General features: G+C 46.5%; 12 protein-coding genes. 4 read left to right on the forward strand and 8 right to left on the reverse strand.

The annotated features are described in order from the left end of the window. Positions 1 to 2,052: hypothetical protein (locus QUA70_RS11645; protein WP_333347098.1), on the reverse strand; the 2,052-nt coding region annotated here is incomplete at its 3' end. 297 nt (positions 2,053 to 2,349) lie between these two features. On the opposite strand from QUA70_RS11645, the gene QUA70_RS11650 reads away from it, so the two are divergent. The 3 genes from QUA70_RS11650 to QUA70_RS11660 all read left to right on the forward strand — a co-directional run bounded on the left by QUA70_RS11650 (position 2,350) and on the right by QUA70_RS11660 (position 6,615). Further along, positions 2,350 to 4,902 (forward strand): zinc metalloprotease HtpX, encoded by a 2,553-nt coding sequence (locus QUA70_RS11650; protein ID WP_333347101.1) that lies wholly within the window; start codon positions 2,350 to 2,352, stop codon positions 4,900 to 4,902. A 22-nt stretch (positions 4,903 to 4,924) separates the two neighbouring features. Further along, complete coding sequence (locus QUA70_RS11655; protein WP_333410420.1) at positions 4,925 to 5,068, forward strand: hypothetical protein; 144 nt, start codon at positions 4,925 to 4,927, stop codon at positions 5,066 to 5,068. A gap of 977 nt (positions 5,069 to 6,045) precedes the next feature. Further along, positions 6,046 to 6,615, forward strand: coding sequence for an RNA-binding protein (locus QUA70_RS11660; RefSeq protein ID WP_333347104.1), 570 nt, complete (start codon positions 6,046 to 6,048; stop codon positions 6,613 to 6,615). Positions 6,616 to 6,796: 181 nt separating this feature from the next. Here the strand turns inward: QUA70_RS11660 and QUA70_RS11665 are convergent, their stop codons facing one another. The 7 genes from QUA70_RS11665 to QUA70_RS11695 all read right to left on the reverse strand — a co-directional run bounded on the left by QUA70_RS11665 (position 6,797) and on the right by QUA70_RS11695 (position 20,741). Next, on the reverse strand, positions 6,797 to 7,804 hold the full coding sequence (locus QUA70_RS11665; protein ID WP_333334563.1) for a tellurite resistance TerB family protein: 1,008 nt from the start codon (positions 7,802 to 7,804) through the stop codon (positions 6,797 to 6,799). Between the two features lie 164 nt (positions 7,805 to 7,968). Continuing rightward, positions 7,969 to 14,994 carry a CHAT domain-containing protein gene (locus QUA70_RS11670; RefSeq protein ID WP_445251631.1) on the reverse strand — a complete coding sequence of 2,342 codons (7,026 nt, stop codon included), beginning with the start codon at positions 14,992 to 14,994 and terminating at the stop codon, positions 7,969 to 7,971. Between the two features lie 347 nt (positions 14,995 to 15,341). Next, positions 15,342 to 16,448 (reverse strand): hypothetical protein, encoded by a 1,107-nt coding sequence (locus QUA70_RS11675; protein ID WP_333347109.1) that lies wholly within the window; start codon positions 16,446 to 16,448, stop codon positions 15,342 to 15,344. After that, positions 16,445 to 18,295 (reverse strand): CHAT domain-containing protein, encoded by a 1,851-nt coding sequence (locus QUA70_RS11680; protein ID WP_333347112.1) that lies wholly within the window; start codon positions 18,293 to 18,295, stop codon positions 16,445 to 16,447. Before QUA70_RS11680 ends, QUA70_RS11675 begins: the two co-directional genes overlap by 4 nt. 31 nt (positions 18,296 to 18,326) lie before the next feature. Then, complete coding sequence (locus QUA70_RS11685) at positions 18,327 to 19,487, reverse strand: DUF1822 family protein (protein ID WP_333334556.1); 1,161 nt, start codon at positions 19,485 to 19,487, stop codon at positions 18,327 to 18,329. Positions 19,488 to 19,505: 18 nt separating this feature from the next. Beyond that, positions 19,506 to 20,249: a hypothetical protein gene (locus tag QUA70_RS11690; protein ID WP_333347115.1), complete on the reverse strand. Its 744-nt coding sequence runs from the start codon at positions 20,247 to 20,249 to the stop codon at positions 19,506 to 19,508. Between the two features lie 159 nt (positions 20,250 to 20,408). Next, positions 20,409 to 20,741: a hypothetical protein gene (locus tag QUA70_RS11695; protein WP_333347118.1), complete on the reverse strand. Its 333-nt coding sequence runs from the start codon at positions 20,739 to 20,741 to the stop codon at positions 20,409 to 20,411. 373 nt (positions 20,742 to 21,114) lie between these two features. Between QUA70_RS11695 and QUA70_RS11700 the strand changes: the two genes are divergently transcribed. Further along, positions 21,115 to 25,067, forward strand: a 3,953-nt coding sequence (locus QUA70_RS11700; RefSeq protein WP_445301488.1) for a calcium-binding protein, incomplete at its 3' end; no start/stop codon positions are given.

A 25,067-nucleotide genomic window follows, 5' to 3' on the forward strand; every position in this document is an offset into this window, starting at 1 on the left:
CCGTGCTTGCAAAGCACCCAGACTTTGCAGCGCATACCCTTTGTTGTTGAGAGCATAGTTATAATCTGGTGCAATAAGTAAAGCAGAATTAAAGGCTGCGATCGCCTCCGAGTAAGATAGTTTTGCCGCCTCAAACTCACTTAGCTGGGCTTGTAAAGCACCCAGACTTCGCAGCGCAATTCCTTTGCTGTTGAGCGTAGCTTTACTATCGAAAGTTAGGATGATTTCACGATCGTAAGCTGCAACTTCCTCCAAATATTCCTGTTTTGCCTCTGCGTATCTAGCCAAGTGAGCATAGTAATATCCCTCCAATCCTGAAATTCTGCCCAGCCGAAAGTCGCTTTTAATCCACAACTCACTTCTAACTGCTAGCAGCGCCTCGCATTCCCCGTAACGACTCAGCCGCGACGCTTCCTCAAACACTTCTACCCATTCCTTCACACCCCGCTCCCAATCCAAGCGATTAGCATGATAAATTGCCTCAGCCACATTCCCCAATTCCCGGTAATAGCGCTCTAAAACTTCATGAGCTCTGCGAGTTTTATCGTTATCCCTATCCGCATCCAAGCGCCGCAATAAATCGTGAATTCGATACCACTTTTCACCCCGCTGGGGCTCCTTCCACACAAAGGAAAAACTCGTCAAAATCTCAAAATTTGCACTACTTGCCTGGAAGTGACAACCTGCTCCCAATTTCATGTACAAAGCCTCATCAAAAGCGCGGCAAGCACTCAGCGAATGCACCGCCGATCGCACTTCGCGATCCACATACATCAGCAACCGATCCGTTAACTCCGCAGTCTTATTTTCCAACTTCGGAATCCGCGCAAAATCCGACGACAGCAACTCAATTCCCCGCCTTCTTTCGGCCAGCACCACATCCGCGCACAAACCCAAATAAAATGGATGTACCTGTAAATTATCCCAACTCTCATCAGGATTGACGCTGGCATATTTAATCACAGCATCAGCCAAATCTGCCTTGTCAATCTCGACTTTGTGCAAGTAATCCCTAGCATCGGCGGGAGACAAATGCCAAACCAATTGTGCATCTATATAATCTTCGGGAATCGGAAACTTCGACGCATTCGGCCACCGCAGTTGTGTGACAGGACAATCTCGCCCCGCCACAGCAACCACAATCCCCGCTTTGAAATCCAGCGCCCTCAGCAACCGCCGAAACCACTCATCTTGATACCAAAAATTTATTCCCTGAGAAGTGCGTTTTTCATCCCACATTTTCTCGTGAGTATCGAACAGCATCACGAGGCGTTCTGGTTTATTTCTGCCAGCCATTGCCTCATTCAAATCACCTGCAAACAATTTCGGCAAACAGTCGATTAACTCAGTATCAACATCTTTGTGGCGAATTTCCTCTGCCTTGTCGTCGCTGACACCGAGGCGATTTTGAATTAATTTCATCGCCCGCTTAATCCCGCCCAATTTATCTAACCCTTTCAGCACCGCTACAGCTTGCGCCACCACCGGAAATTCTGCAAAAGTTTCAACTACAGGTGTCAACAATTCCATTACATCGTCGGGGAAAAGTTGTTCGAGAGTTGCGTTTGACTCGCCTTTATTCAGCAAATACCAAAAGCAAGCAAAATCATAATTGGGAAACTTAAATTTATATTTCTTTGCTGCTTCTGCCAGATTCCGCCGCAGCATCAGCAAGCCATAAAATCTATCTTGCGGTTTATCTTCTTTAATCGGTATCAATCCGAAATCGTGCCTGACTACGGGTATGGGAGTGTAAGTTTTAGCTTCACGGACGAAATCAGCAACTTCGGCGGCTTGAGATTCTGGGAGTGCGCGCCATTGTTGCCAAACCAGCGGCGAAAATCTTTTGCAGCAGTTAACCTGCAAGTGTTTTAGCAGCAATGACTTGCCGTTGCCTCCATCGCCGTAAAAATACAAAATTTGTTCGCGGGGCGGGTCTTCGTTTAAATAAAAGGCAAATCGGCGGGTAAATTCGTGTCTGTCTGTGAATAGTTGTAATTGGCGATCGCCACTAATAGATTCGCTTTCAAAATCTTCGTCGTCAATTGGCATAAATGTGCAGGTGAGGTGTTAATTTAATTATAAGCAAAAATTAGCTGGGCTCGGTGATTGAAATCGCGTCTACACAAACTCTCGTCCCTCTCTAAGATACTAAGAGATCGAGGAAATCTTTAACCGGGATTTAGTATAATTCTTCAGTCTTCATAGCGAAGACTTTAGCTTTGAGGCAGGGGTTTAAACTCCTGCCCGATCGCAAAGATCGTCCGCTTGGAATGGCCGAAAGTTTGACTATTAAGCGGTTTCAACCGCCGAAGAAACTGCAACAACTGGTGACAGAGAAATAGAGCTGTGTTAGAACAGCTATCGATCGACCAGCCAAGCTATCTTAGAAGGGACGCTAGCGAAAGCACAGTCATGGCACCTCCCACTAATCCAAATCCGGCGGATTCATCTGCAAAACAGTCTCTAGAGGCTGGGCTAGCAGCTTTGAAACAGCAGGATTACCCCACCGCGATCGCCCTTTTAGAATCCTTTACCCAAACCGCGGCTAATCAGCCGTCGGGAATCCGCGCGCAGATGGGGTTGGTGGCTGCGTACAAAGCAACCGGTAATGTGAAAAAGGCGATCGCCCTGTGCTCTTCCCTCGCCAAAAGTCCCAACTCTCAAGTCAAAACTTGGGCCGATCGCGCTTTAACAGAATTAACCCCCCCTCGCCCCCCAAAACCACCGGCAAATAAACCAAAATCCGCAGAGACTCCCCCCGAAACAGGCTTTGTCGCCTTTGATGCCGGAACAAAATCGCCGAAAAAAACGATTGGGGGCGATCGACCTACCGTAGACAAAAAAACAGGATTTTTACCTTTAGAGGCTGCTGTAGAGCCTGGGAACGCCAAATCGCAACATATTTCCCCGCCGCCTTCACCCCCCACAGGCCAGACTTCTGAACCAGAAAACTCGACAGAAACCGCACCCCATACAGAAATTAGCGACGAAAATAGTTCCGGTTCCCCAACAGATATCCCCGGAGTCGCCAGCCCAGATACTTACCAACTCACTTGGCGCGAAGCAGGGCGCGCCGCGAAAAGCCCGCGCCCGCTCAAACCGCTGAAGTTGCTGGAGTTTCGGGTGCAAGCCGTTGCAAGTGCGATCGCCCTATTTGTCCTAGCCCGGTTTATCCTGCAATTCCTGCTGACAAACACTAATTCTCTGTTGGTTCAGCTTTACATATTCAGTAGACTGCCTATTTTCGCGCCGATTCAGCTTTTTTACCGCGATCCAACTCCGTTTGTTCAGATGGTTTTTGGATTGCTTTTAGCCTCGTCTCCCTGGCTGATAGACGCGCTGCTGAAACTGTTTTGCGGCATCGAAACTCTGCGCGGGTCAGTTTTATCCAAGCACAGCAAGGAAGCTAGCCGGGTAATGCGAACTTATTGTACGAAGCAAAATATGCCGGTGCCGGTGCTGAAACTCTTGCCGCTGAATGTTCCTGTAGCTTTCAGTTACGGCTGTTTGCCCCGTTTTGCTCGGATTGCTGTGAGTCGGGGGCTGTTGGAACAATTAACGGATGAGGAAATTGCTACTATTTTCGCGCGGGAGTTGGGCCATATCTCTCACTGGGATTTTGCGCCGATGTCGCTGGCGCTGCTGGTGATTCAGATTCCTTACTTGATTTATTGGCAGGTGGCGCACTGGCAAGAGCGGTTGTGTGATTTAATGACGATCGAGTTTTTGCGTTCTGCTGTCAAGTTTGTGGCCGCGGCAATTTCTGCAACCAGTTACGGGATTTATAAGTTGTTGCGCTGGCCGATGTTGTGGGTGTCGCGCCGCCGAGTGTATTTTAGCGATCGGACTGCTGCAGAAATTACGGGTAATCCTAACGGTTTGACGCGGGCATTGTCTAAAATTGCGATCGGCATTGCTGATAATATCGAGCAGCAAAAACAAACTAGCTTTTTCCTCGAAAGTTTCGATCTATTGTTACCTGTAGGTGTTGGACAAGCTGTAAGCCTTGGTTCTGCTGCATTACACGCGCCGCTGGAACAGATTTTGCTGTGGGATGTCAGCAATCGCGAACGCAATTGGTTGACGGTTAACCGCGCGCATCCTTTGCTGGGAGAGCGTTTGAAGCTGTTGGCTCTTTATGCTCAATTCTGGCAACTGGAGACAGAGTTAGATTTGGCAAACGCGGGAGTGCAAGAACAACCGAGGAAAGGAAAATTGTCTCTGGTTAAGTCAATACTCGAATTTAAAGACTCAAAACTATTTTTACAGGGTGCGCCGTTTTTTGGAATTCCGATGAGTTTGGCGATAGTCGGGGTGCTTTGGCTGATTGGGGGGATTTTTTCGAGGACGAGTATCTGGCAGTTGGATTGGCTTTGGGGCGATCGATCGATTATTTGGGGCTGTTTGCCGATCGGATTTAGCATCGGTACTTTGATGCGGATCAATTATTTCTTCCCGGATATTATACCGCGAGAAACCGCTTCGCCGAGTTTGCCGGAAATTTTGTCAAATCCCGATAGTTTGCCGCTGGATGCTGAACCCGTGCGGCTGGAAGGGCAACTTTTGGGTCGATCGGGTATGAGTAATTGGCTGGGACAAGATTTGATTTTGCAAACGGCGACAGGGTTGGTGAGGTTGCACTATGTTTCGAGGTTTGGCTACATTGGCTCTTTGTGGCCATTTTTGTTCAAAGAGACTACTCGCCCTAGCGATTTGATCGGAACATCTGTTGTGGCGACTGGTTGGCTGCGCCGGGGTGCTACTGTGGCGATCGACCTTGAAAGTCTCCGCAGTCAAGGAGGGAGGGCCAGTGACAGCGGACATCCGATTTGGTCTGCGGTTTTGGCTTTTGCTGCTGCTTTTTGGGGCGCATACATCATTATCCAGGGCCCAAGGTGAGGAATAGTTGTCCGATTGTGGCGTGAGTCGCCAACAACGCGCATCCTCGATCGGTTGTGAGTTAAACAGCGGATTGGCGATGTTCTCGGTGCTGGTGGCGCAGCCTACTATTCATTGGTGTCAACGTAACGTCAAACCTAGTACCGGTCTGCTGTTTGACGATTAGGGTTCGATCACCCTGGCGCCCCCCTTAATAAGGGGGGGACAAGAAATATCCTCAAAGTCCCCCTTCTTAAGGGGGATTTAGGGGGATCTAGACTCAGGTAAAAACGAGATTTATCAAGGGTTTTAGCCTTAAGTTGACACTAATGCCTACACTCTTCTTCCTTCTTGCCTCTTCCTTCGTAAAGAAAAGTTGCTTTTTTGCCAGCATTCTGTTACATTAATTTACAGGAATTGGATTGAACCAAACAGCGCGATAACTTCAGTTGTCTAAAATCCCTTAAGGCATTGCGTAAAAATTGTCAACATCCCAACACAGCAAGTACAGCCAGCCGCTTGTCGGCTGTTTTTTTTCGACCGCTATTTTTGCTGTGCCGGATGAATTCTCAAAAGTGATTCAGATGTGGTTTCCGTTAAATTCAGACTGAAATCTTCCTAAATAACTAGCTCTGTTACCAAGGCTGTGATACCTTTAAAGAATGCTCGGACTCTGCCGGGCCTGATTTAAGGGATAGCGGGTAAGTGAGTAGTTCTCAGCATTAGGAGCGAGGTAAGATTACTGGCTAAAAAAATGTTAGCGATTTTACCCATCACTGTATTAAACTGAATACTGGCATTCCGATCGCTTGCAATTGACACATCCTTGGACATAAATTTCTACACGGCGCTGGCTATAAACATTCTGAATCAAAACCGGAAGCAAGTAATACAGAATAGCCAATAGCCTCAACATTTGAGTGATGACTAAAAGTTTACACAACAACCTGAGATTTAAAAGCTCTCTGCATCGGCGGTTAAGTTCCGGCCTTATCAGAGTAAATCATCTTTTTGTTCTAAAAGGTGGGGGGAGCTGTCAAGGTTGGTGGGAGGAATGCGCCAATTCTCGGGTTATGTGGTGTTTGCCTGAAGTCAATATTCAGTTGACTTCAGGTAATTCGGTTCGAGCAAATTAATTAAAATCCAAGTCGGGAGGAATTTTTCATGTCTATTCGTCTTTATGTTGGCAACCTACCCAAGGAACTCGATCGCCTAGAATTGCAAGAAGTTTTTGCACCGGAGGGCGAATCTGTTACCACCAAGGTAATTACAGACCGCAAAACAGGAAAATGCAGAGGATTTGGTTTTGTGACGGTGCTAACCGACGAACAAGCCGACCAAGTTATTGAGAAATACAATGGCTTGATGTTCAAAGAAAACCCGCTGAAAATAGAGAAGGCACTGCCTCGCTCTAAGGGTAAATCTGAGAAGGGCGAAGACGATCAGCAGCAGTCGCAGCAGTCACCGCAGTTGGTGTCGGCATCGGCGTCTGTGCCTATGCCTGTGCCTGCGCCGCAGCAACAGCAGCGCTCGGCTTCGGCTCCTCCTACCCAAGGTGGAGGCGGTTCCAGCAAAAGCAATCGCCGTCGGGGTGACAACAACAAGTCTCGCCGCAATCAGTCAGCAGCAACGGTGTCGAGCGCTGATTCCGGCTCGGTGCAGCCAGATCCGCGCTGGGCGAGTGCTCTGGAAGAACTCAAGCAAAGATTGGTGGAAGCTCAGACTACTAATTAGTCGAAAATGGCGGCTAATTGCTGCTGTCTCTCGACTTTGGTTGAGTGAATGTATCTGGAAGTGCGATCGAGAATGGGTCAAAAAAGCCGGTTCTCGATCGCACTATTTTATTAAACCTCTTGCAAAAAAACTTTTGAGGTCTAAAGAAAGCGAGTTTTTAGCCCCCCTAAATAAGTCCTGTTTATTCGACTGCCGAGAATTCAATAGTCTCAATAAACTCGAAAATATTGTTCATAATTCCCTCAACTTCAGACTCCAGGGAACCCAATTCGTCCCCCTCCTGATAAATTCGCTGACAGCTTACCGTGTAGCAAAAATCGTCAGCGATAAAAGCCATAAGTCCCCGGTAGGCATCCAGCCGAGCAGCAGGGCCCTCGTTTTTTTGCACGCTGAGAGTTGCACCGGCAGGCAAATCTAAAACCGCGAAATAAGCTTCTTCATCTTCTAAATATTCCGTGTGGACTAACTTAGAATTGGCAACATTAGCAAGAATTGCCTGAGAAACAAAATTGTCCAGAAAAGACTTGAGATAAGCTTCCTCACCAACAGACTCGATTGTTTCTTCCACTTCACCAGCAATAGGGAAATAATCAATTTTCAGCAAAACGCCAAAGTCGTCAGAAAATGCGACACAGCCTTCTTGCTCATCAATTTTACCGCCTCGTTGCTCGTCAACTGGAATGGGGACGCTAAAATTGCCTTCAGGAGATACGTATAAAGCCCCATCTAAATCAGACTCTTCGCCCTCTACTTCCGAGTAAGCAGCAATTACATCCTCAATAATTTCCGCAGCTTCCTCGTCTTCCACACCTAATGCTTGCTGGAATTCTTGGAGAAAAGCTTCGTGCTTCTCAGATATTTCACCATCGGCGACAAACATTGCTGCGGTTATTGCAAAAGTATCCAAAACTAACTCATCTGGCATGGATTCCCAAGCAGTATTAAATAATGCTCCTAAACCGTCTTGGGCGACAATACCGTCGAATTTTTGAAACATTGCTGACATATCATCTTCCGAGTATTCAGCAAATATTTCTGATTCCCAAAGTATGCTTTCTAAGATATCAGCATCCGTATCGGGGGAATTTGCCTCGGCTGCCACAAATGCTACCGCGGCTACGGATTCTTCTAAAGTCAAGCTTGCTTCGGATTGGTCTTCTGAATTGAATATTTTATCAAACTTGGCCACAGGTTTTGCCCCGCTAGTGTTTAGTTTTGCTATTCATAGCAAATTTATGACATAAAAAGATAGTCGTCAGGGATACATTTACTTTTTCCAAAAAGCCGCCAGTCAATGTAGGGTGCGTCTAGCCTTACACCTTACCACTCGTAAATATTAAATATCCAATTAACTTACCAAGGACTGCCAATTATTGTGAATCCGGCCCAAAACTTCGGGTGAGAGAAATCTGCATTTGCTGCTTGTGTGGCTTGATTAATGTCGATCGCGCCTTGAGTTCCCCGCAATTGACCGTTTTTAATTAAAATTTGTTTGTGGATCATTGCCAGTTGAGCTTTTCTGAGCGCTTCAGCTTTAATTGGGGCCGATCGCAAATTGCCATAAAACTCGGTCATCAACCCCAAAGTGGCGATATCCTTAACTTTCCACAAACTCGCTAGCGCTGATTTTACACCGCTGCGGACTGCCAGTCCAGCAAATCCCATTTCTGCTGCTATATTGTCGCCGATGGCAGTTTCGCACGCACTCAGCACTAATAACTCGACTTGTCTGCGATCGTACCACTTCGCCAACCTAAATTCATCCAGTGCCAAAGAGCTGTCCCACAAATCAATCTCAGCTTCTTTTCTTCCATTTTCGCCTTGAGGAAAACTGGCGTGAGTAGCTAAGTGAACGATTCCAAATGCCTGTTGTTCTCGCTGTTTTCTCAGGTTTTGCAGGGTAAATTCTTGATTGAGAAAAGAGGTGCCTTGCCACAAGGGAAATGCTGCTTGAGTGGGCGTTTCTGTTCTCCTCCCGGTGATCGCAGATAATTCGATCGGCACCGCAGGCAAACGCTTTTTATCCGTGTGTGGAAACTCTGAAGCACCCATCGCTAAAACTTGAGCGTTTTTCAAACTTTGATACTTTGTGTTAGTCAAGCTGACACTAGGAAGTGATCCTACACTGTATTTTTCTACTAGAAATTGCTTGCCGTCGTGCAAAGCGGATAGTGGCAGTTGGCGCAAACCAGCATCAAAGGAAAACACTAGCGTATCTATATTTAATGCTTCTAAATTTGAACTCATCGGCGCAATTAGCCACTGGTAAAGTTGCTGAGCTATTGGTAAATATTCTTCACTTTCCGAATAATTTGATTTGCCCAAATATCGATGAAATTCTGCCACTTTTTCCAGCAAAACTGCGCTAGTGACAGGGATATTTCGGAGAATCGGAGGACCCTCTGGAACTACTAACACTAGGGATAATTCTTCGAGATGGACGATCGCGTAAACAATTACAGCTTGCTTCCCGGTTTCCTCCTTAATTGTTTTCAGAGTTTCTCTTAGATATTGAACGTTAATTTTTTTATCCGTGAAATTTTCCCCATAATAATTTTCGTAGTCTTGTTCAAAGAGTTGGTCAATTAGAGCAACAGCATCATTAGCATTGCCTTGATCGAGAGTTTGTTCGACGAGCGATCGGCTAATTTGTGAGGGAAAGAGATTTGGGATATCTGCGGGTGCGGGATTTTCTGCGATCGGACGGGGAGTGGGAGTTGGTGCGGGCGCTGGAGTTGGGGCGGGGGCTGGAATTGGTGCGGGGGCTGGAATTGGTGCGGGCGCTGGAATTGGTGCGGGCGCTGGAATTGGTGCGGGCGCTGGAGTAATAGTCGGTGAATCTTGAACTGGCGCTGTATTTATTGCAGCCATTCTCTCCCAAACATTAGAAAGATTGAAATCAAATGGTTCAGAATTAGCAATCGGTAAACTAGGAGTTTGCACAATTATTTCCGGCGGAGTTTCTGCGACTGAAACAGTTAAATTGTCAGTAGATGGCTGTGTGGAAATCAGGTTATTTGCTTCGGCTCCGGCAATCGTATTAACTGACGGGGTGTAAGGAAGTTCTAGGGAGATAATTGTTTCGTTGTTACGCTTCCAATCTAATTCAGTATTTCCCGTTTCAGCATTTTGGCCGATCGAGGTTTGAGCACCCAATAAATCGCCAATTAAAAAAGCTAACTCCTGTTGGGGATTTTGGCTTTGGCTGACAGCGGGCGCGGGTACGATCGCACTTGCAGGCACGGGTACGATCGCACTTGCAGGCGCGGGTACGATCGCACTTGCAGGTGCTGGCTGAATCTGAGTTACAGGCTGGGTTACGGAGGCAAGAGGGGCTGCGGGCGCGGGATTTGCTGCGTTTGAAGGTTGGGGGGCGATCGCAGGTTGAGAGGCGAGGGAGGAGGTGATTTGGGAAACAGAGGGAAGGGTAGGTGTCGAAGCTATGCGGGCAGCAGCGTTTGGGGTTGTGGGTGTTGAGGGCTGGGTGGGGCGCGCGCGGGGTGGCAGTAGGAATAAACCGGGCAATTCAGGTAGTTGGAAGTCGATGGGAAAACCAGGTATCGGATCGGGCGTTGGGGAAGGTGCGATCGAAGTTTGGGGAATTGGGGCAGGTGCGATAAATATTTGGGGAATTGGGAAAGGTGCGATCGAGCTTTCCGGTGTTGGGGCAGGTGCGATCAAGCTTTCGGGTGTTACCGAAGGTGCGAGGGGTAAACGCGGTGGGAGTTGCGGTGAGGGTGTGCGTACAGTTGATGGGTTGGAGAGGGGGACGATCGGGATTGTACCGATAGCGCTACTTGCAGGCGCGGGCGCTGGAGTAGATGTCGGTGCGGGCGTCGCACTTGTTACAGGCGGAGTTGGTAGGATTACTGCGATCGCACTTGGTGCAGGATCGGACGCTGGAGTAACAGTAGGTGCGGGCGTCGCACTTGTTGCAGGTGTCGGCGATACAGTCACTGTCGGCGCTGGCGTCGCACTTGTTAGAGGTGTCGGCGATACAGTCACTGTCGGCGCTGGCGTCGCACTTGTTCCAGGTGCGGGCGCTGGAATAGGTGCGGGCATTGGAGTCGCAATTGCTACAGGTGCGGGCGCTGGAGTCGAGGCGGGCGATGGAGTTGGTGCGGGCGCTGGAGTCGCAATTGTTACAGGTGCGGGCGCTGGAGTTGATGTGGGCGCTGGAGTTGGTGCGGGCGCTGGAGTCGGTGCGGGCGCTGGAGTCGGTGCGGGATCTGGAGTAGCTGTCGGCGCTGGAGTCGGTGCAGGCGATGGAGTCGGTGCGGGATCTGGAGTAGCTGTCGGCGCTGGAGTCGGTGCAGGCGATGGAGTAGCTGTCGGCGCGGGAGTCGGTGCGGGCGATGGCTTGGGATCTGGAACAGATATAATTCCAATCCGATCGACATCCTGTTTGTGTGTATAAAGATAACTATTAGTAGGAGTAGAAGAAATCATTAACTCCGCTGTCGCATTTCCCCTGCTAATAGCAGCAGTAGTTCCATTAATTGCGGAATTACCAACAATAAAAGGTGTCAGTCCATTACCGCCGTGACGGATCAGAATTGTACCGCCGATATCGCCAGCACCTCCCGCAGTAGAAATGCTAGCAGTAACGCCATTTCTATCTAAAAAAGAGTTGACAGCCCGAAAAAACTTTTCAGTCCAAACATAGACATTTCCACCTTTATCATTACCAGTGCTCTGAGCATTAATTTGATTCAGGGTAATATTGCCACCAGCATTCAAAGTGACATTGCCGCCATTATTAGCCGAACTTGAATTCAGATTACCTGTTTGAATTTCTCCTTTATCGCTTGTGAGTGTAATTCCTGCCGCTGAAGTGATGTTTTGGGCAGTAATATTATTTGTTGCCCTGATATTTAGAGCAGCAGGAGTCTTGGGGATATCGTCTTGAATAGTGACGCTGTTGAGCGGAGTGATATTGCCAACTGCACCGTTAAACTGAACAATTCCCGCCTCTGGCTTCACAGTGAGATTGTAGGGCCCGTCAATTGTAGAATTAAAATTAATGTCACCAGTCCCTTTAACGCTTACTAAGACATCCCCTGTCAGAGAAATCGCACCATTGAAGTTAATATCGTTATTTTTAGTAGCGATATTTCCATTATTAATAGTTATGTTATTGTTGGCAGTAAAAGTCAGTGTGCCACCATTACCGCTGCCAGTAGCACTAGCATTCACCTTGCTTGTGGCTATGCTACCAGCAGGGCTTGCGAGAGTAATATTCCCGCCATTACCATTAGCAGAAGGAGCGATTAATGCACCTTTGCTAGTATCAATATTCCCGCTGCTGCTAGTGACGCTAATGCTACCGCTGTTTGCATTAAAACCACTTACAATGATAGCGATATCCGATGTACTAATATCGCTGGCCGCTTTAACAGTGATACTGCCGCCGCTATTACCGCCAAGAGAGTTGAGAATTCCAGCAGTGGTATTAACAGCGCCTCCACTCTGGAGAATAATATCTCCACCGTTTAATTGACCCTGTGCATTAACATTACTGGTGGTAATATTGCCACCAGCTTGAAATGTAATTATTCCCCCATTTCCATTCAAACTTTCCGAGAGAACTTCGTTGGCAATAGTATTGATGGCTCTACCAGAAGTAACATTAATATTCCCACCATTGCCAACAGATTTAGTTGTGACAACCCCAGTAGTAATATTGCCTGCTGGTGCATTGAGCGTTATATTACCCCCAAAACCAGTAAGATTGCCAGCCTGTAAAGCTCCTGTGGTGGTTTGAATATTCCCCGTAGTGCTAAGGAAGTTAATATTTCCACCCAGGGGAATTGCTGTTTTTGAAACAACTATTACGTTGCCAGTTAAAATGTCTTTAGCTGCCTCAAGTTGAATATTGCCAGCCGAACCATTCCCACCAACGAAAGCAACAGAATTTAATCCGCCTGCTGTGGTGTCGATCGTACCATTTTGGCTAGTGAAGATAATGTCTCCAGCTCGTCCATTACCATTATCTACGCGAGTAATTACATCACCTGTCAGAATATTTTGAGCGCCGCGAAAAATGATGTTGCCAGAATTACCACCCTTAGTATTCACCGACCTAATTTCTGAACCCCTAGTATCGATCGTACCTGTGTTAGTCGTAAATTGAATTCTTCCTCCTGTGCTAATACTGGAATCTACATCTGTCGCTACTAAAGAACCATTAGTAATAATATTTTGAGCAGCAGTGAGAGTAATATTCCCGGCATTATTTATGCCGATAGATACAACATAACTCCCACCCGTATCAATAGAGCCTGCTTGACTGGTAAGCGTAATATTCCCACCATTTCCCCCACTTGCATTCCCAGAACTAGAATTAGCCTCCATCCCGCCCGTCCTGATGTTACCAGCAGCCTGGAGCCGAATGTCTCCGCCGTTACCACCATACCCTCTAGATTGGATTAACCCAGTATTAATAGTACCGTTTTGACTGGCGATCGTAATATTTCCTGCACTCCCATTAATTTCGGTAAATGAGTTCCCTCCATCAGAGCTTATGTCATCAGTGGTAATATTACCAGTCGCATTAATCGCGATATTACCGCCAATTGTCCCAGAGGAGCCAGTTAATAAAAACCCAGATATATTAACGTTGCCACCGCTAGTAATACTGACAGGTTTACTATTAGCAAGTATGGAATTGGTTGAGATATCACCAGTTGCTTCAAGGGTAACATTGCCTCCCAATGATGAAATTGTCGGTACCGAGAAGCCTGTTGTAGATAATTTGCCGACTGTGAGGTTTCCACCCAACGCTTGTAACGTAATTGCTCCTCCTTGTGTCTGAATAGTATCATTGGTATCTACAAATGTGATTCCGCCTGCCGTTGAAGAGATTCTCAGACTACCAGAAGTCAAAGGTAAAGCAACTAAATCCGCTTTGCCAGATACCACCCCAGTGATATTGTTAATAGTGATATTTCCTGTTGCTTCTAAAACAACATTGGCATTAGCACCTTGGGCGCTAATTTGTCCCCAAGTAACAGTATTAGCACCAATGTTAGCATCACCAGCTAACATTTGGCTGTCCGGCTGTAAGCTGGGAATGTCCTGAGTTCCATTCCCTGCTACTTCATCTACAATAGTCAAAGTGGCTGGATCAAGCAACAAAGTGCCCAAACTGCCATTCGATGCCGAAGTATTTACATTACCTCGAAATATTAAAGTTTCCTTGCCAGATACCTCAACAAAGCCGCCGTTGCCAGAATTACGGCCGCCGCGAGAACTAATATTACCCAAAAAACCTGTCACTTCATCCGCCCAAACAATGACGCGACCGCCATCACCATTTATAATACCATCAGCATTAATTGTGGAATCATTACTCACAAATGTCCGCAGCGCATTTGGCACAGTACCTTGACCTTTGTAATCACCGCCAAGTCGTACATTCCCACCGCCATTTATCCCGGAAGCGTTGATATTCGCATTGATTAAACCCACGCGCGAACCCAACACATGTATACTCCCTCCCTTATCCCCAGAGACATCAATATTACCAGCAACAATTGCAGTTCCTGGCTCAGTTGGCACTATTTCCCCCGTACCAGTCAACTGTACAGTTCCATCATTATTTACTGTCACCCCCGTTGCACTTCCCCCGCCACCCGCCAACAACTGTGGCAAAGATGCAACTGGTAACACCCAATTTTGAGGCAAACTCCCCGCTACAGATTGCGGCTGAATCTCCAAACTCAACAGATTTCCCGGTTGACTAATTCTGACTAAACTCTCTCCCGGTACAGCCGCAACAGTAATATTTCCTCCAGGTGCAGAAAGTTGTCCCGTACTCAAAACCGTGCCGCCCAATAAAGTTAAATTTTGCCCTTCTCCCACAGCCAAATTGCCTAGATTGACAATTCCTCCCGGCTGTGTATTTGTAAAAGCAAAACTATTAGGATTTCCGACTAATTCAGTATAATTATTAGTACCAGCCGCACTAAACCAGTTATTGCCAAAACCGATGCCCGTCGCAGTAGTAGCAGTGAAAGCAGCAGGCACGTTCAAACTGGCATTTGTGCCAAATACAATCCCCGCCGGATTCATTAAAAATAAATTGGAATTGCCGCCCGTTATTTGAATTAATCCGTTAATCAGCGAAGCATCGCCGCCAACAACTCGCCCTAAAATATTGCGGATATTAGGATTTGATATAAAATTGGCAGTTTGCCCTTGAGTTAAACCAAATTCTTGGAAACTGTGAAAGAGATTTGCACCGTCGCTGGATTGTTGACCGCCGTTGATGTTGAATTGGTTGCCGCTGGGAGTAATTTGAGTATTCGTGCCGTCGGTTGCAGGGGTAATTTGGGCTGTGGCTGTTTGGGATGGGAGAAAAATTCCTATTTCCCACATTGCTAAGGTGGTGAAGGAGAGGAAGGTGAGGAAAAAGCGCGGTTTTTTGTGTGTTGATTTCATGGTTTTTTTAGTAGATGATATCTTGTACACTCTGATAATTGCGAAAGTCCGCCAGCGCCCTCTGATAGTCCCCAAGTCCCCCAGGGAATGAATTCCCTGGCTAATAGCGAAAGTCCTCTGAAGAGGACTGTAGAAAAAAGTTTGGTATTAGTCCACTGAAGAAGACTGTAGAAAAAAGTTTGATATCAGTCCACTAAAGTGGACTTTTGCTTTGAGGCAGGGAATGAATTCCCTGCCGGAATTAACGTCACAACCCCTGCCGGAATTAACGTCACAGCCAGTTACTATTTCCTCTGTTCCCTCCTTTGCAAATCTCGCAATTGCTTCTCTACCTTTTCCACCATTGGCAAATCTCCCAAAGTTGTATATCCATCTTTTGCCACTCGCAAATATTTCATAGCTTCCAGATTGTTTCTCATCGCTGAATGAACTTGCCCCAATCCGTATCGAGCGGCTGTCAACTCCTCAAGATCGTCAGGTTTCGCCGTATTAATCACCTTGGAATAGTAGACTTCAGCCTGGGGAACCAGTTGTAGCTTTTCCAGATACAGATCGCCCAACGTGCGATAAATGGGGGGTGTGTCCACGCCTGTTTTTTGTAAATTTTCTAAAATTTCTCTTGCTTCGGCAATCAAGTTTGTGTTAAGATAAACGCTAGAAATTGCTAACTTTTTGGCGTTTTCGTTAGGTACTTGTTTGTCGATCGCCCCAACCGCATCCTTAACAGCCTCAACTTGCTTCTCATCCAGCAAGCTAAACTCTGTATCTCCTTCTCCCACAGCACTTTCTGAAGAAGCACCCGTATTCGCCTCGACAATCAATCGGTACCTAACACCCGGTTTCAGCGCTGGTTCCCCCGGATAGACAGCCTCAGTACCGCTAACAGTCATTTCCCAGTTTAATTTCGCTCCATTTTCGCGGAGGCTCAACTTATAGCTAGTAGCACCAGCAACCGGATTCCACCGCAAAATTGGCTTGCTGTCGAGCAATTTCGTGCGCCGCGGACTGATAATATAAGGAATTGGCGCGCTATTCCAAGCAATTTTATCGTCGCCGCGATCGGGACATTTAATCAAGTCGGTGCTGCAATCAGATTTCGACTCTTGTTTGGCTAACAAACAGCTATTCAATTGATTTTCACCCGGTGCGATCGACTTAATTCCCAAATCGGCACATTGGATCGTCAGTTGTGCGTTTTGTGCTGTTCGCAATTTGTCTCCCGGATAAATCGGCGTACCGCTGGTTGGGCGGACAATTAGCCCGTTTTGGCGATCGATCGCAACTTCCCCGCTACTATGGATAATCAATCCGTTGGATATTCTGTTACTGGCTGCTAGTGCAGTAGTTGCGATCGAGCTTAAAGCTATAAAAACTGCAATCCTGATTTTCATTTGATATTTCCTTTTGCTTGTAAACGTTGCTGGGCAATTTGCAGGCATTCATCTTGTTTTGGTACGCGGTAATCTGAATATTTAAGCGCCTGATTCCAAGCTTCTAAAGCTGCTTGCGGCTTACCTTTGATTTCGAGAACCTCTGCTAAAAGACATTGAGCTTCTGGGCTGTCGCCTCTGAATCCGATTGCTATTCTTAAATCTGCTTCTGCAGCGTCATATTGCTGTTGTGCCAACCGCACCCAGCCGCGATTTTTAAAACAAGCGGCTTTTACTCCGTCGTATTCAGTATGTTCTAAACAGCGAGCGATAAATTTTAAAGCTTCTTGAGGTTGATTGTTGAGAATGAGCGATCGAGATAATTGAGAATTCGCCTCAGCAGAACCCCGTCGCGCTGCATCCTTCATTAATTTTTGCGCGTGTTCTTTTTCATTCAAGTCCTCATACAACACAGCTAAGTTATAATGAGGCGTGGCAGAATTTAAATTTAGTAAACTTGCTAATTGGTAGCATCTTTCAGCGATTAATAGTTGACCCTGACGGTGGCTGGTTTTTCCTATTTCATTCACAACGCGGCCAAGTATCGGGCCCATTAACATATAACTGATAGCGGTAATACCTAAACTTTTTGCCGCCCGCTGCATCCAATCAATGGGCCGAATTAACGATTGGTTATTTGGGCGATCGCCCGCCACATCATCTGCGGGAACAGGGCGATCGCACGCCAACTCTAGTAATTTTAATCCCTCAAATGTTGGATGTTGGCAAAGCATTGGTATGCCACTCGCGCCCGGAAATTGATGTTCGTGACGCAGCAAATCATCCTTAGCTTTTCGCACAGCCAAAAACAAAGGTTCTTTCAGCGCCAAATATCTAAACAAAGACTTCACAAATTCCTGAGCAATAAAATCCGGGATAGGCGCCCGCATCACAATTACTGACGGTAAAGAAATACCCTCAGTAACCCAATCTGCTGCTATTCCCAGGCTCGAACAGGAATTAAAAATTAGTAACTGCAACCCTTGAAAAATAGCTTGTTTCAGACCTTCTTTAAAATCCTCTAAACTAACAGTATTATCTTGAAGGTCTTGATTAATATATAGCAGTCCGTTAGCAGCATTCGTATCGCTGTCGCTGTGTCCGGCATAAAATAAAACTTGCCAGCCTTTTTCATCAAACAAATGGTCGCGAAACTGTTGAGGTGTCGGTTCTTCAAGAAACTTTATGTCGCAGCGATCGCCCAAATATTTTTCCAGCTCTTTTGTATCTTTTCCAACATCAATTCCCTTGCTATTGCCTACAACACCTAAAATTCTGCCTCGCGAAGGTAGAGGCATTCCCGCTGTAGTTGCCTGTAGGGGAACTTTTCCGTATTCTGGGGAACTGCCGATGATTTCAGAGTTGCGGTAGTCTTGGCGAAATTGCCACACATCCCAAGGCAACTGCCAAATCAGAGAGTTATCGCACTCTAGAAATATTTCAACGCATTCTGATGAATTGCTAATTTCTGTTCTGAGTTTTACCTCAATTTTTCTGTAAAACTCGTCAGCACCCAGCCACTTGTTCATCTCTTGCTTCAAACCTTGATATATAGCATAAGGTTTGTCTTCAGAAATATTTGTTGTGCCTGCGGACTTGATTTTGATCCGAGCACTGCTTCTGTTATATTGGGATGCAGCACAACTATTGTTCCACCTTCTGTGCAACTCCTCAACTTCAGGTGCTGGTGGTAAGTTTGCCAAACTTTGAGCGACAGTTTTCCCTTGTTTTTTCAACTCTGCTGTCACATGAGAAAAACCATTTTTTAAATCCCCAGACCCCAAAGCCAAGATGACAGTCCAGCTCATAAATTCTATGCTATTGCAGTGAATCAAAGTATCATACCACAAAAGTTTCTGTTATGCTTAAATCATCTAAAGCTACTCGAATACTAAAGCTCTCGTCTGGCTCTACGTGAAAATCGTTCAGCAAAATGCACAAGTTCTGAACCGTTGATTCTACCTCGTGTAGATTTTCTCCTATGTCGGATATTAAGGAAAGTTTAATATTTGTTGGCAGGTAAGTTTCTCCGATCGCCGGATGCAGTTGGACGTGAACTCTCAGAGTGCGATCGTCCTCTTCAGCAATAGCAACCAACAAAGCAACACTCGTCCTTCCCAAACGCATTCCCAAGTCAATCAACTTTGCCCGCGTGACATCAGCTTCGGGAAACCTATTGATACTGCTTTGACTGCCCTGCAAGGCAGATTCGGCTCTCGAATTTCCACCTCCTCGGAAGGCAAAATTAGGGTTTTCGTCAGGAAAAAGTAGGTCGTCTAAATTTTGTTTACCTTGCTCAAATTTCTGCCAACCTGTTTCGGCAGCATTCTTAAACCAATTGCCTAAATTAGATTTCACTGGGTTTTCAATTTCAGTAGGAGAAGTCTCCGGCTGCGGATTAAAGATTGATTCAACTGACTCCCAATCTGATGTAAATACATTCTCCAGCCACTGACGCAGATTGACTTGAGATTCAGATATATGTTCGAGGTGGAGCAAGAAGTCATCCAGGGAATGCAACTCACTCAATACTAATTCGCCCGTCCCCGCAGTTGGGGAAAATCCCAGCAATTTTGCTTCCTTTTCATCCTCCTCAATTTCTACTACCAGATAACCGATGCGCTCCTCCCTTGCTTCGGGGGGAACGTGACAAGTATGCGATAGGTTTTGCGGCGAAGTGATGCGATTATTTTTTCCAGGTTTCGGCAAATTTATCAGCGGACGGCATTCGATTTTTCCTAGATTTTTGATATATAAATCAGCCACATTTTCCAACAAGCGAACAACTGGATTCCAGCTATCGCAGTTAGTTAAATCTGTTTCAATACCTAAAAGGATCAAGTAATCGCGGACGGCCAACACAGCCAAAGTGTTGAGATAAACTTGTTCTTTTTTGTGGGGGTGGCGCTGTTCGGAAGCAAATTGCCGTGCTGAACCAATTGCCTTTTGGGTAATAGGCATTGGCAAGGATTGGTTTCCGATGCTGTTACTCTGTGCCATTGTTAACTCCTTTGATGATTAAAATTCGTAATTTTCGCGAAATCTTTGCAAGTGAGGGCGACATTGAACTCGGTGAAAGGCATACAGGGTAGGATACGAGCAGGAAAGTTCTGCTGCTAATACGGTGAAACTTTTGCCCGCTGATAAACCTTTTAATATAACTTGACAAGTTATATCTGGTCGCCCTCTAACGTGTTTACTCAACACCTGATCTGGATCGGTATCAATCCAGGCTTGAAGTTCTGTAAAAAGCTGAGCTGTTTCGAGAATGTGAGTTCTATCGCGATCGGGCAAATTTTCGATTCGATCGATCGGCGTTCCGTCTTCTGAAATTTGTTCTCGATCGTCTCTCCTGTTATTTTCTCTATCTACCCTCGAAGCCCAATTTTGCAGCCGTCGCTTGAAATAATACTTGAACCAAGTAATGACGTTGCCGCGAGTGTGATCGTACTGAGTTCCCGTGCGGGATTCGCACAAATTGCTAGAGAAAAACTCCCACTGTTCTTGCAAAGCATCTTCATAGTAAGGTACATTTTCCTTCCTGATCAGGCCGGAGTTTTTCATCTTAGTCACAAGCTGGTTCAACAAACGGCTGCGCTTCAAACCGGGAGGATGCTGGCAAATTTGGGTGACAAGCCGATCGAGCTCTTGATATAGAAGTTGTCTGTGGGATAAATTCGATTCTCCCTCACCCTCAACAGCATCGGTTTGGTTCTCGGATGGGCGGTCTTCCCCCTCGGAGGGGATGTACTCATCATTCATAGTTCAGTGCGGCCGCAACTTTGTTCCTACATTTACTTATCAGGGTAAGTTGGAGGAATTTATGCGAAATTCTGAAAGTTTTTTTGATCGGAGGGTTGAAAGTCTTGCTGTGCGGTGGATTGGGTCGTTCAATTAGATGTGAATTTTTGTTAAGACGCATCAAAACCTGCATAAACCGGGTTTTTGCGATTTATACAGGTTTGTAACGAAGTATTCTGCGAAAAACCCGGTTTCTGACCACCAGTGCGTAATATCGATCGCCCTTAAATCCGCAAAACAACCGTTGTTCCGTACTTTCACCCAGTGTTTACCAAACTCGACAAAAAAAACTTGAGAGTTTTGCATAAAACTACCGAGCTCACCCTGATAAGTAAATAGGAAGAACAAAAAGGCTTTAGGGGCGATCGCCCTTAAATCCCGAAAACACTCGTCGTTCCGTACTTCCACGCAGTCTTTGCAAAACTCGAAAAAAAAAACTTGAGAGTTTTGCATAAAACTACCGAGCTCACCCTGATAAATAAACAGAAGGGAAATTACGAAGTTCATCGCACTTTTTGAGAGTTATCCAAAAGTGCGATCGCCCGTAACTTCCCGATCGAAATCCGAACCAACATCCCAACGGATATTGGAAAGGGCTTCTTCCGATGTTGGTTTAATCTATTTCCACGGTTGCATTTATTAAGTTGATTTGAACTGGTAATTGCGACAACAGAGTTGAAGTGCGATTGCATTTCGCGAGGCTTCAGTTTGGGTAAATGACGGATATACGACAGCTAGAGAGTGCAGAAGTGCGATCGGGCTTGTCGATAGAGTCGCTTTGTCAATTTTCAGAACAGTTTGTATCTACCACGCGAGGACAATTATCATGGCTACTACTCCTAATTTTGACTTCGACTCAGCTTATCAGGGGATTATTAATGAACGCAACAAAACTCGTGTTGTATTCATCAACGGAATTTTGACTTCTGAATCTGGTTTTGCTGACGGCAAAGATGCTAATGATAAACTGACTCTCACAAATCATCCAAACTCAATAGAGTTCAAACCTGACTTAAGAGAGTTCAAACCTGTTTATAATCCAACATCTTCATCTCCTTTTCTACCAGGAAACCTAGGACTATTAGAATCACTTGTAACCACCTATAGCAGTTTTCATGAGAAAATATCGCCTATTCTATTTCAGCCAGCTCTTGACAAGTGGAATGCTGAAGTCAATTTTGGTAGTCAAGAGTGGCTGGACAATATCAATGCTAAAATTTTGACAGCTCTTGCAAATTCTTCTCCTGATATGATGAGTGTAATTACTGACTCTGAAGCCAGTGAAGTAGCTAGATTTGTTAATAAATATGGGGATTGGGGGAAGTTTTACCAGGCACTAGAGAATGAGACCATTTTTCCACCTCAGTACACAGTTAATTCGTCTTCTGTACCTAATGATTTGCTGGAATCTTTCGCTCAATTTATGTCCGATGCTCCTTCAAAAGCCAGCAATAGCGTAAATATTGGTCAGGGGTGGGTAGGAGATGCGACTAATTTTCTTTCCACTCCAGAACATTCGCTAATTATAGTAGCTCATTCTCAAGGTAATTACTTTGTTGAAGATGCTTTAAGGTCAGGACTCAGTAGCTCGGATAAAAATCGACTTAAGGTCATTTCAGTTGGTTCACCCACAGACTATATATCTCCTGCTTCAACTGGGTTTAAGATTTCAGAACTGTACAAAAATGGTGACGATCCCGTTACTAATCTTCGGTTAGGAGGAACACAATCTAATCAAGGTAAACTCGAGCATTTTCTTAAAAAACAAAGGGTGATAATGTCCGTAGGTGGAGTAACGGCTTTGGGAGAAGATCACAACCTTGGAAAATATTTAGAAAGAGAAGATGTCAGAAAAGATTTAATAAATTCTTTTAACACTTTCAATCCTAAAGGTTATTACTTCTCTCCACTTTCATCATCTGGTACGGATGGCTCTATCTATGGTGACTGGGTAGAGGAGAACGAAATTTCCGAAACATTTCGCGGTAACGAAGGTAATGATGTTATTCGCGCTAAAGATGGAAATGACCGACTAATAGGTGCTTCTGGTTACGACTTTTTGGATGGTGGCGAAGGAACTGATACTTCTGATTACTCTTCCAGTCAAAGCGGAATCAATGTTTGGGCTGATAAAGTTGCTGGTTCCGATGTTTACAAAGTTCACGATGGCTTTGGAACAGAAGATGTTCTTGGATATATCGAAATAATCAGTGGCTCAAATTTCAATGACACAATGACTGGCGGTGAGTACAGCGATATCTTCTACGGTCAAGCCGGAAACGACCTTTTTTGGGCACAAAAAGGAGACGATACATTCTACGGTGGCACGGGTAATGACACAGCTTACGGAGGCGATGATAATGACTACCTCCGAGGTGAAGAAGGCAGCGACGATTTAAGAGGAGAAAACGGCAACGACACTATCTACGGCGGTAGCGAAAATGACTTCCTCTACGGTGGCGATGGCGAAGATGAATTGCGCGGCGAACAAGGTTCTGATGAACTTCGAGGAGAAATTGGCAACGACACCCTCTACGGCGGTAGCGAAAATGACTTCCTCTACGGTGGCGATGGCGAAGATGAACTGCGCGGCGAACAAGGCGATGATGAACTTCGAGGAGAAAGTGGCAACGACACCCTCTACGGCGGTAGCGAAAATGACTTCCTCTACGGTGGCGATGGCGAAGATGAACTGCGCGGCGAACAAGGCGATGATGTGTTAAAAGGAGAAGCCGGAAACGACACTTTATATGGTGGCGACGACCAAGACCAACTTTATGGTGGATTAAATGCCGACTTACTCTACGGCGAAGCTGGCAACGACCAACTTTTTGGTGAAGAGGGCGACGACATCCTAGATGGTGGTAGCGACAACGATATCCTCATGGGAGGCACCGGCGATGACAAACTCTACGGCCGCGCAGACAACGACATCATCCAAGGCAACGAAGGCGAAGACTACGCCGAAGGTGGCAGCGGCCGCGACTTCATCCAAGGCAACGAAGGCAACGACATCCTCTACGGACAAGACGGCAGCGACACCGTAGAAGGCAACGCCGACGACGACTTCATCGATGGCGGTAACGGCCAAGATTTGCTGTTCGGCAATACCGGAGATGACAGAATTTACGGACAAGGCGGCAACGACATCATCCAAGGCAACGAAAATAATGACTGGCTGGAAGGTGGCGACGGCCAAGACATCATTGATGGCGGGGCCGACGACGATGATATTTACGGACAAGCTGGCGAAGACAATCTTTTCGGCAGTCAAGGTCAAGATTACATTGATGGCGGCGACGGCAAAGATACCCTGTTTGGCGGCTTCGATGACGACGTACTTTTAGGCCAAGCCGGCGATGACACTCTCAACGGCAACGCTGGCAATGACGAATTATTTGGCGGTACTGGCAATGACTCGTTAATCGGAGAAATCGGCGATGATTTAATTGATGGGGGAGAAGGAGTCGATCTCGTTAATTACATCAATTCTCCCAGTGGTGTTATCGTTAATATTGACGAAAATAGCGACTACGACAACAACACCAACCAACGTTTCAAAGAATTCGTCACCGCAGTTAATCCCAGCGAATATTACACCGAACTCGAACGGGACTTTGAAATTGCGGCTGGTACTGGTAAAGACGGTTTTGGCACTACCGATGCTTTGAGAAACTTAGAAGACATCATCGGTACTCGCTTTGAAGACATCCTAGTTGGCAACGAAAAAGATAACCGAATTTGGGCATTAGAAGGCAACGATTTATTAATTGGCAATGCCGGCAATGACTCATTTTACGGCGGAGAAGGCATCGACATTCTCAGCTACCGCCGCGACCCGAACGGGGTTACTGTGAATTTACAAACAGGCGATGCTACGGACGGTTGGGGAAATCAAGACAAAATTGCCGACATTGAAAACGTCGCCGGTTCTCGGCATGACGATAATATTACCGGCGACGATACGGTTAACGTTATCACTGGCGATGCTGGGGACGATCGCATTTACGGACTCGGTGGCCACGACAAACTCTACGGCGAATTCGGCAACGACCTAATCTACGGCGGCGAAGGCGGCGACAGCATCTACGGCAACCAAGACCGAGACACCCTATACGGTGAAGCCGGTCAAGACTACATCCGAGGTGGCGATGCCGACGACTTAATCTACGCCGGTAGCGATGACGACACCGTTGCAGGAGACGCTGGCTACGGCAACGACACAATTTTTGGCGAAACAGGCAAAGACTTACTCTACGGTGGCGCTGGCGACGACTTTGTGTACGGCGGCGAAGACCAAGACACCATCTACGGCGAAGGCGAAAACGACAAACTCTACGGAGAAGGAGACACCGACCTAATCTACGGTGGCACCGGCGACGACCAACTCTCCGGCGGCGACGAAAAAGACACCCTCATCGGCGAAGCTGGCAACGACACTCTCGCAGGCGATGCAGGCGACGACACCCTAGACGCCGGAACTGGCAACGACTATCTCTACGGCGGTACCGGCAAAGACACCCTAAATGCCGGCCTCGGCAACGACCAACTTTACGGCGGCGAGGATGCCGACATCCTCCTAGGCAAAGAAGGCGACGACAACCTGTTTGGCGAAGCGGGCGACGACACCCTCGATGCAGCAGAAGGCAACGATTCCCTCTACGGTGGCGACGGCAAAGACATTCTCGATGCCGGAATTGGCAATGACTATCTCTGGGGTGGTCAAGACGATGACACTTTATCAGCCCAAGCTGGCGATGACTATTTGTTTGGCGAAAA

This window comes from Microcoleus sp. LAD1_D5, assembly GCF_036702115.1.
Classification (GTDB): Bacteria; Cyanobacteriota; Cyanobacteriia; order Cyanobacteriales; family Microcoleaceae; genus Microcoleus.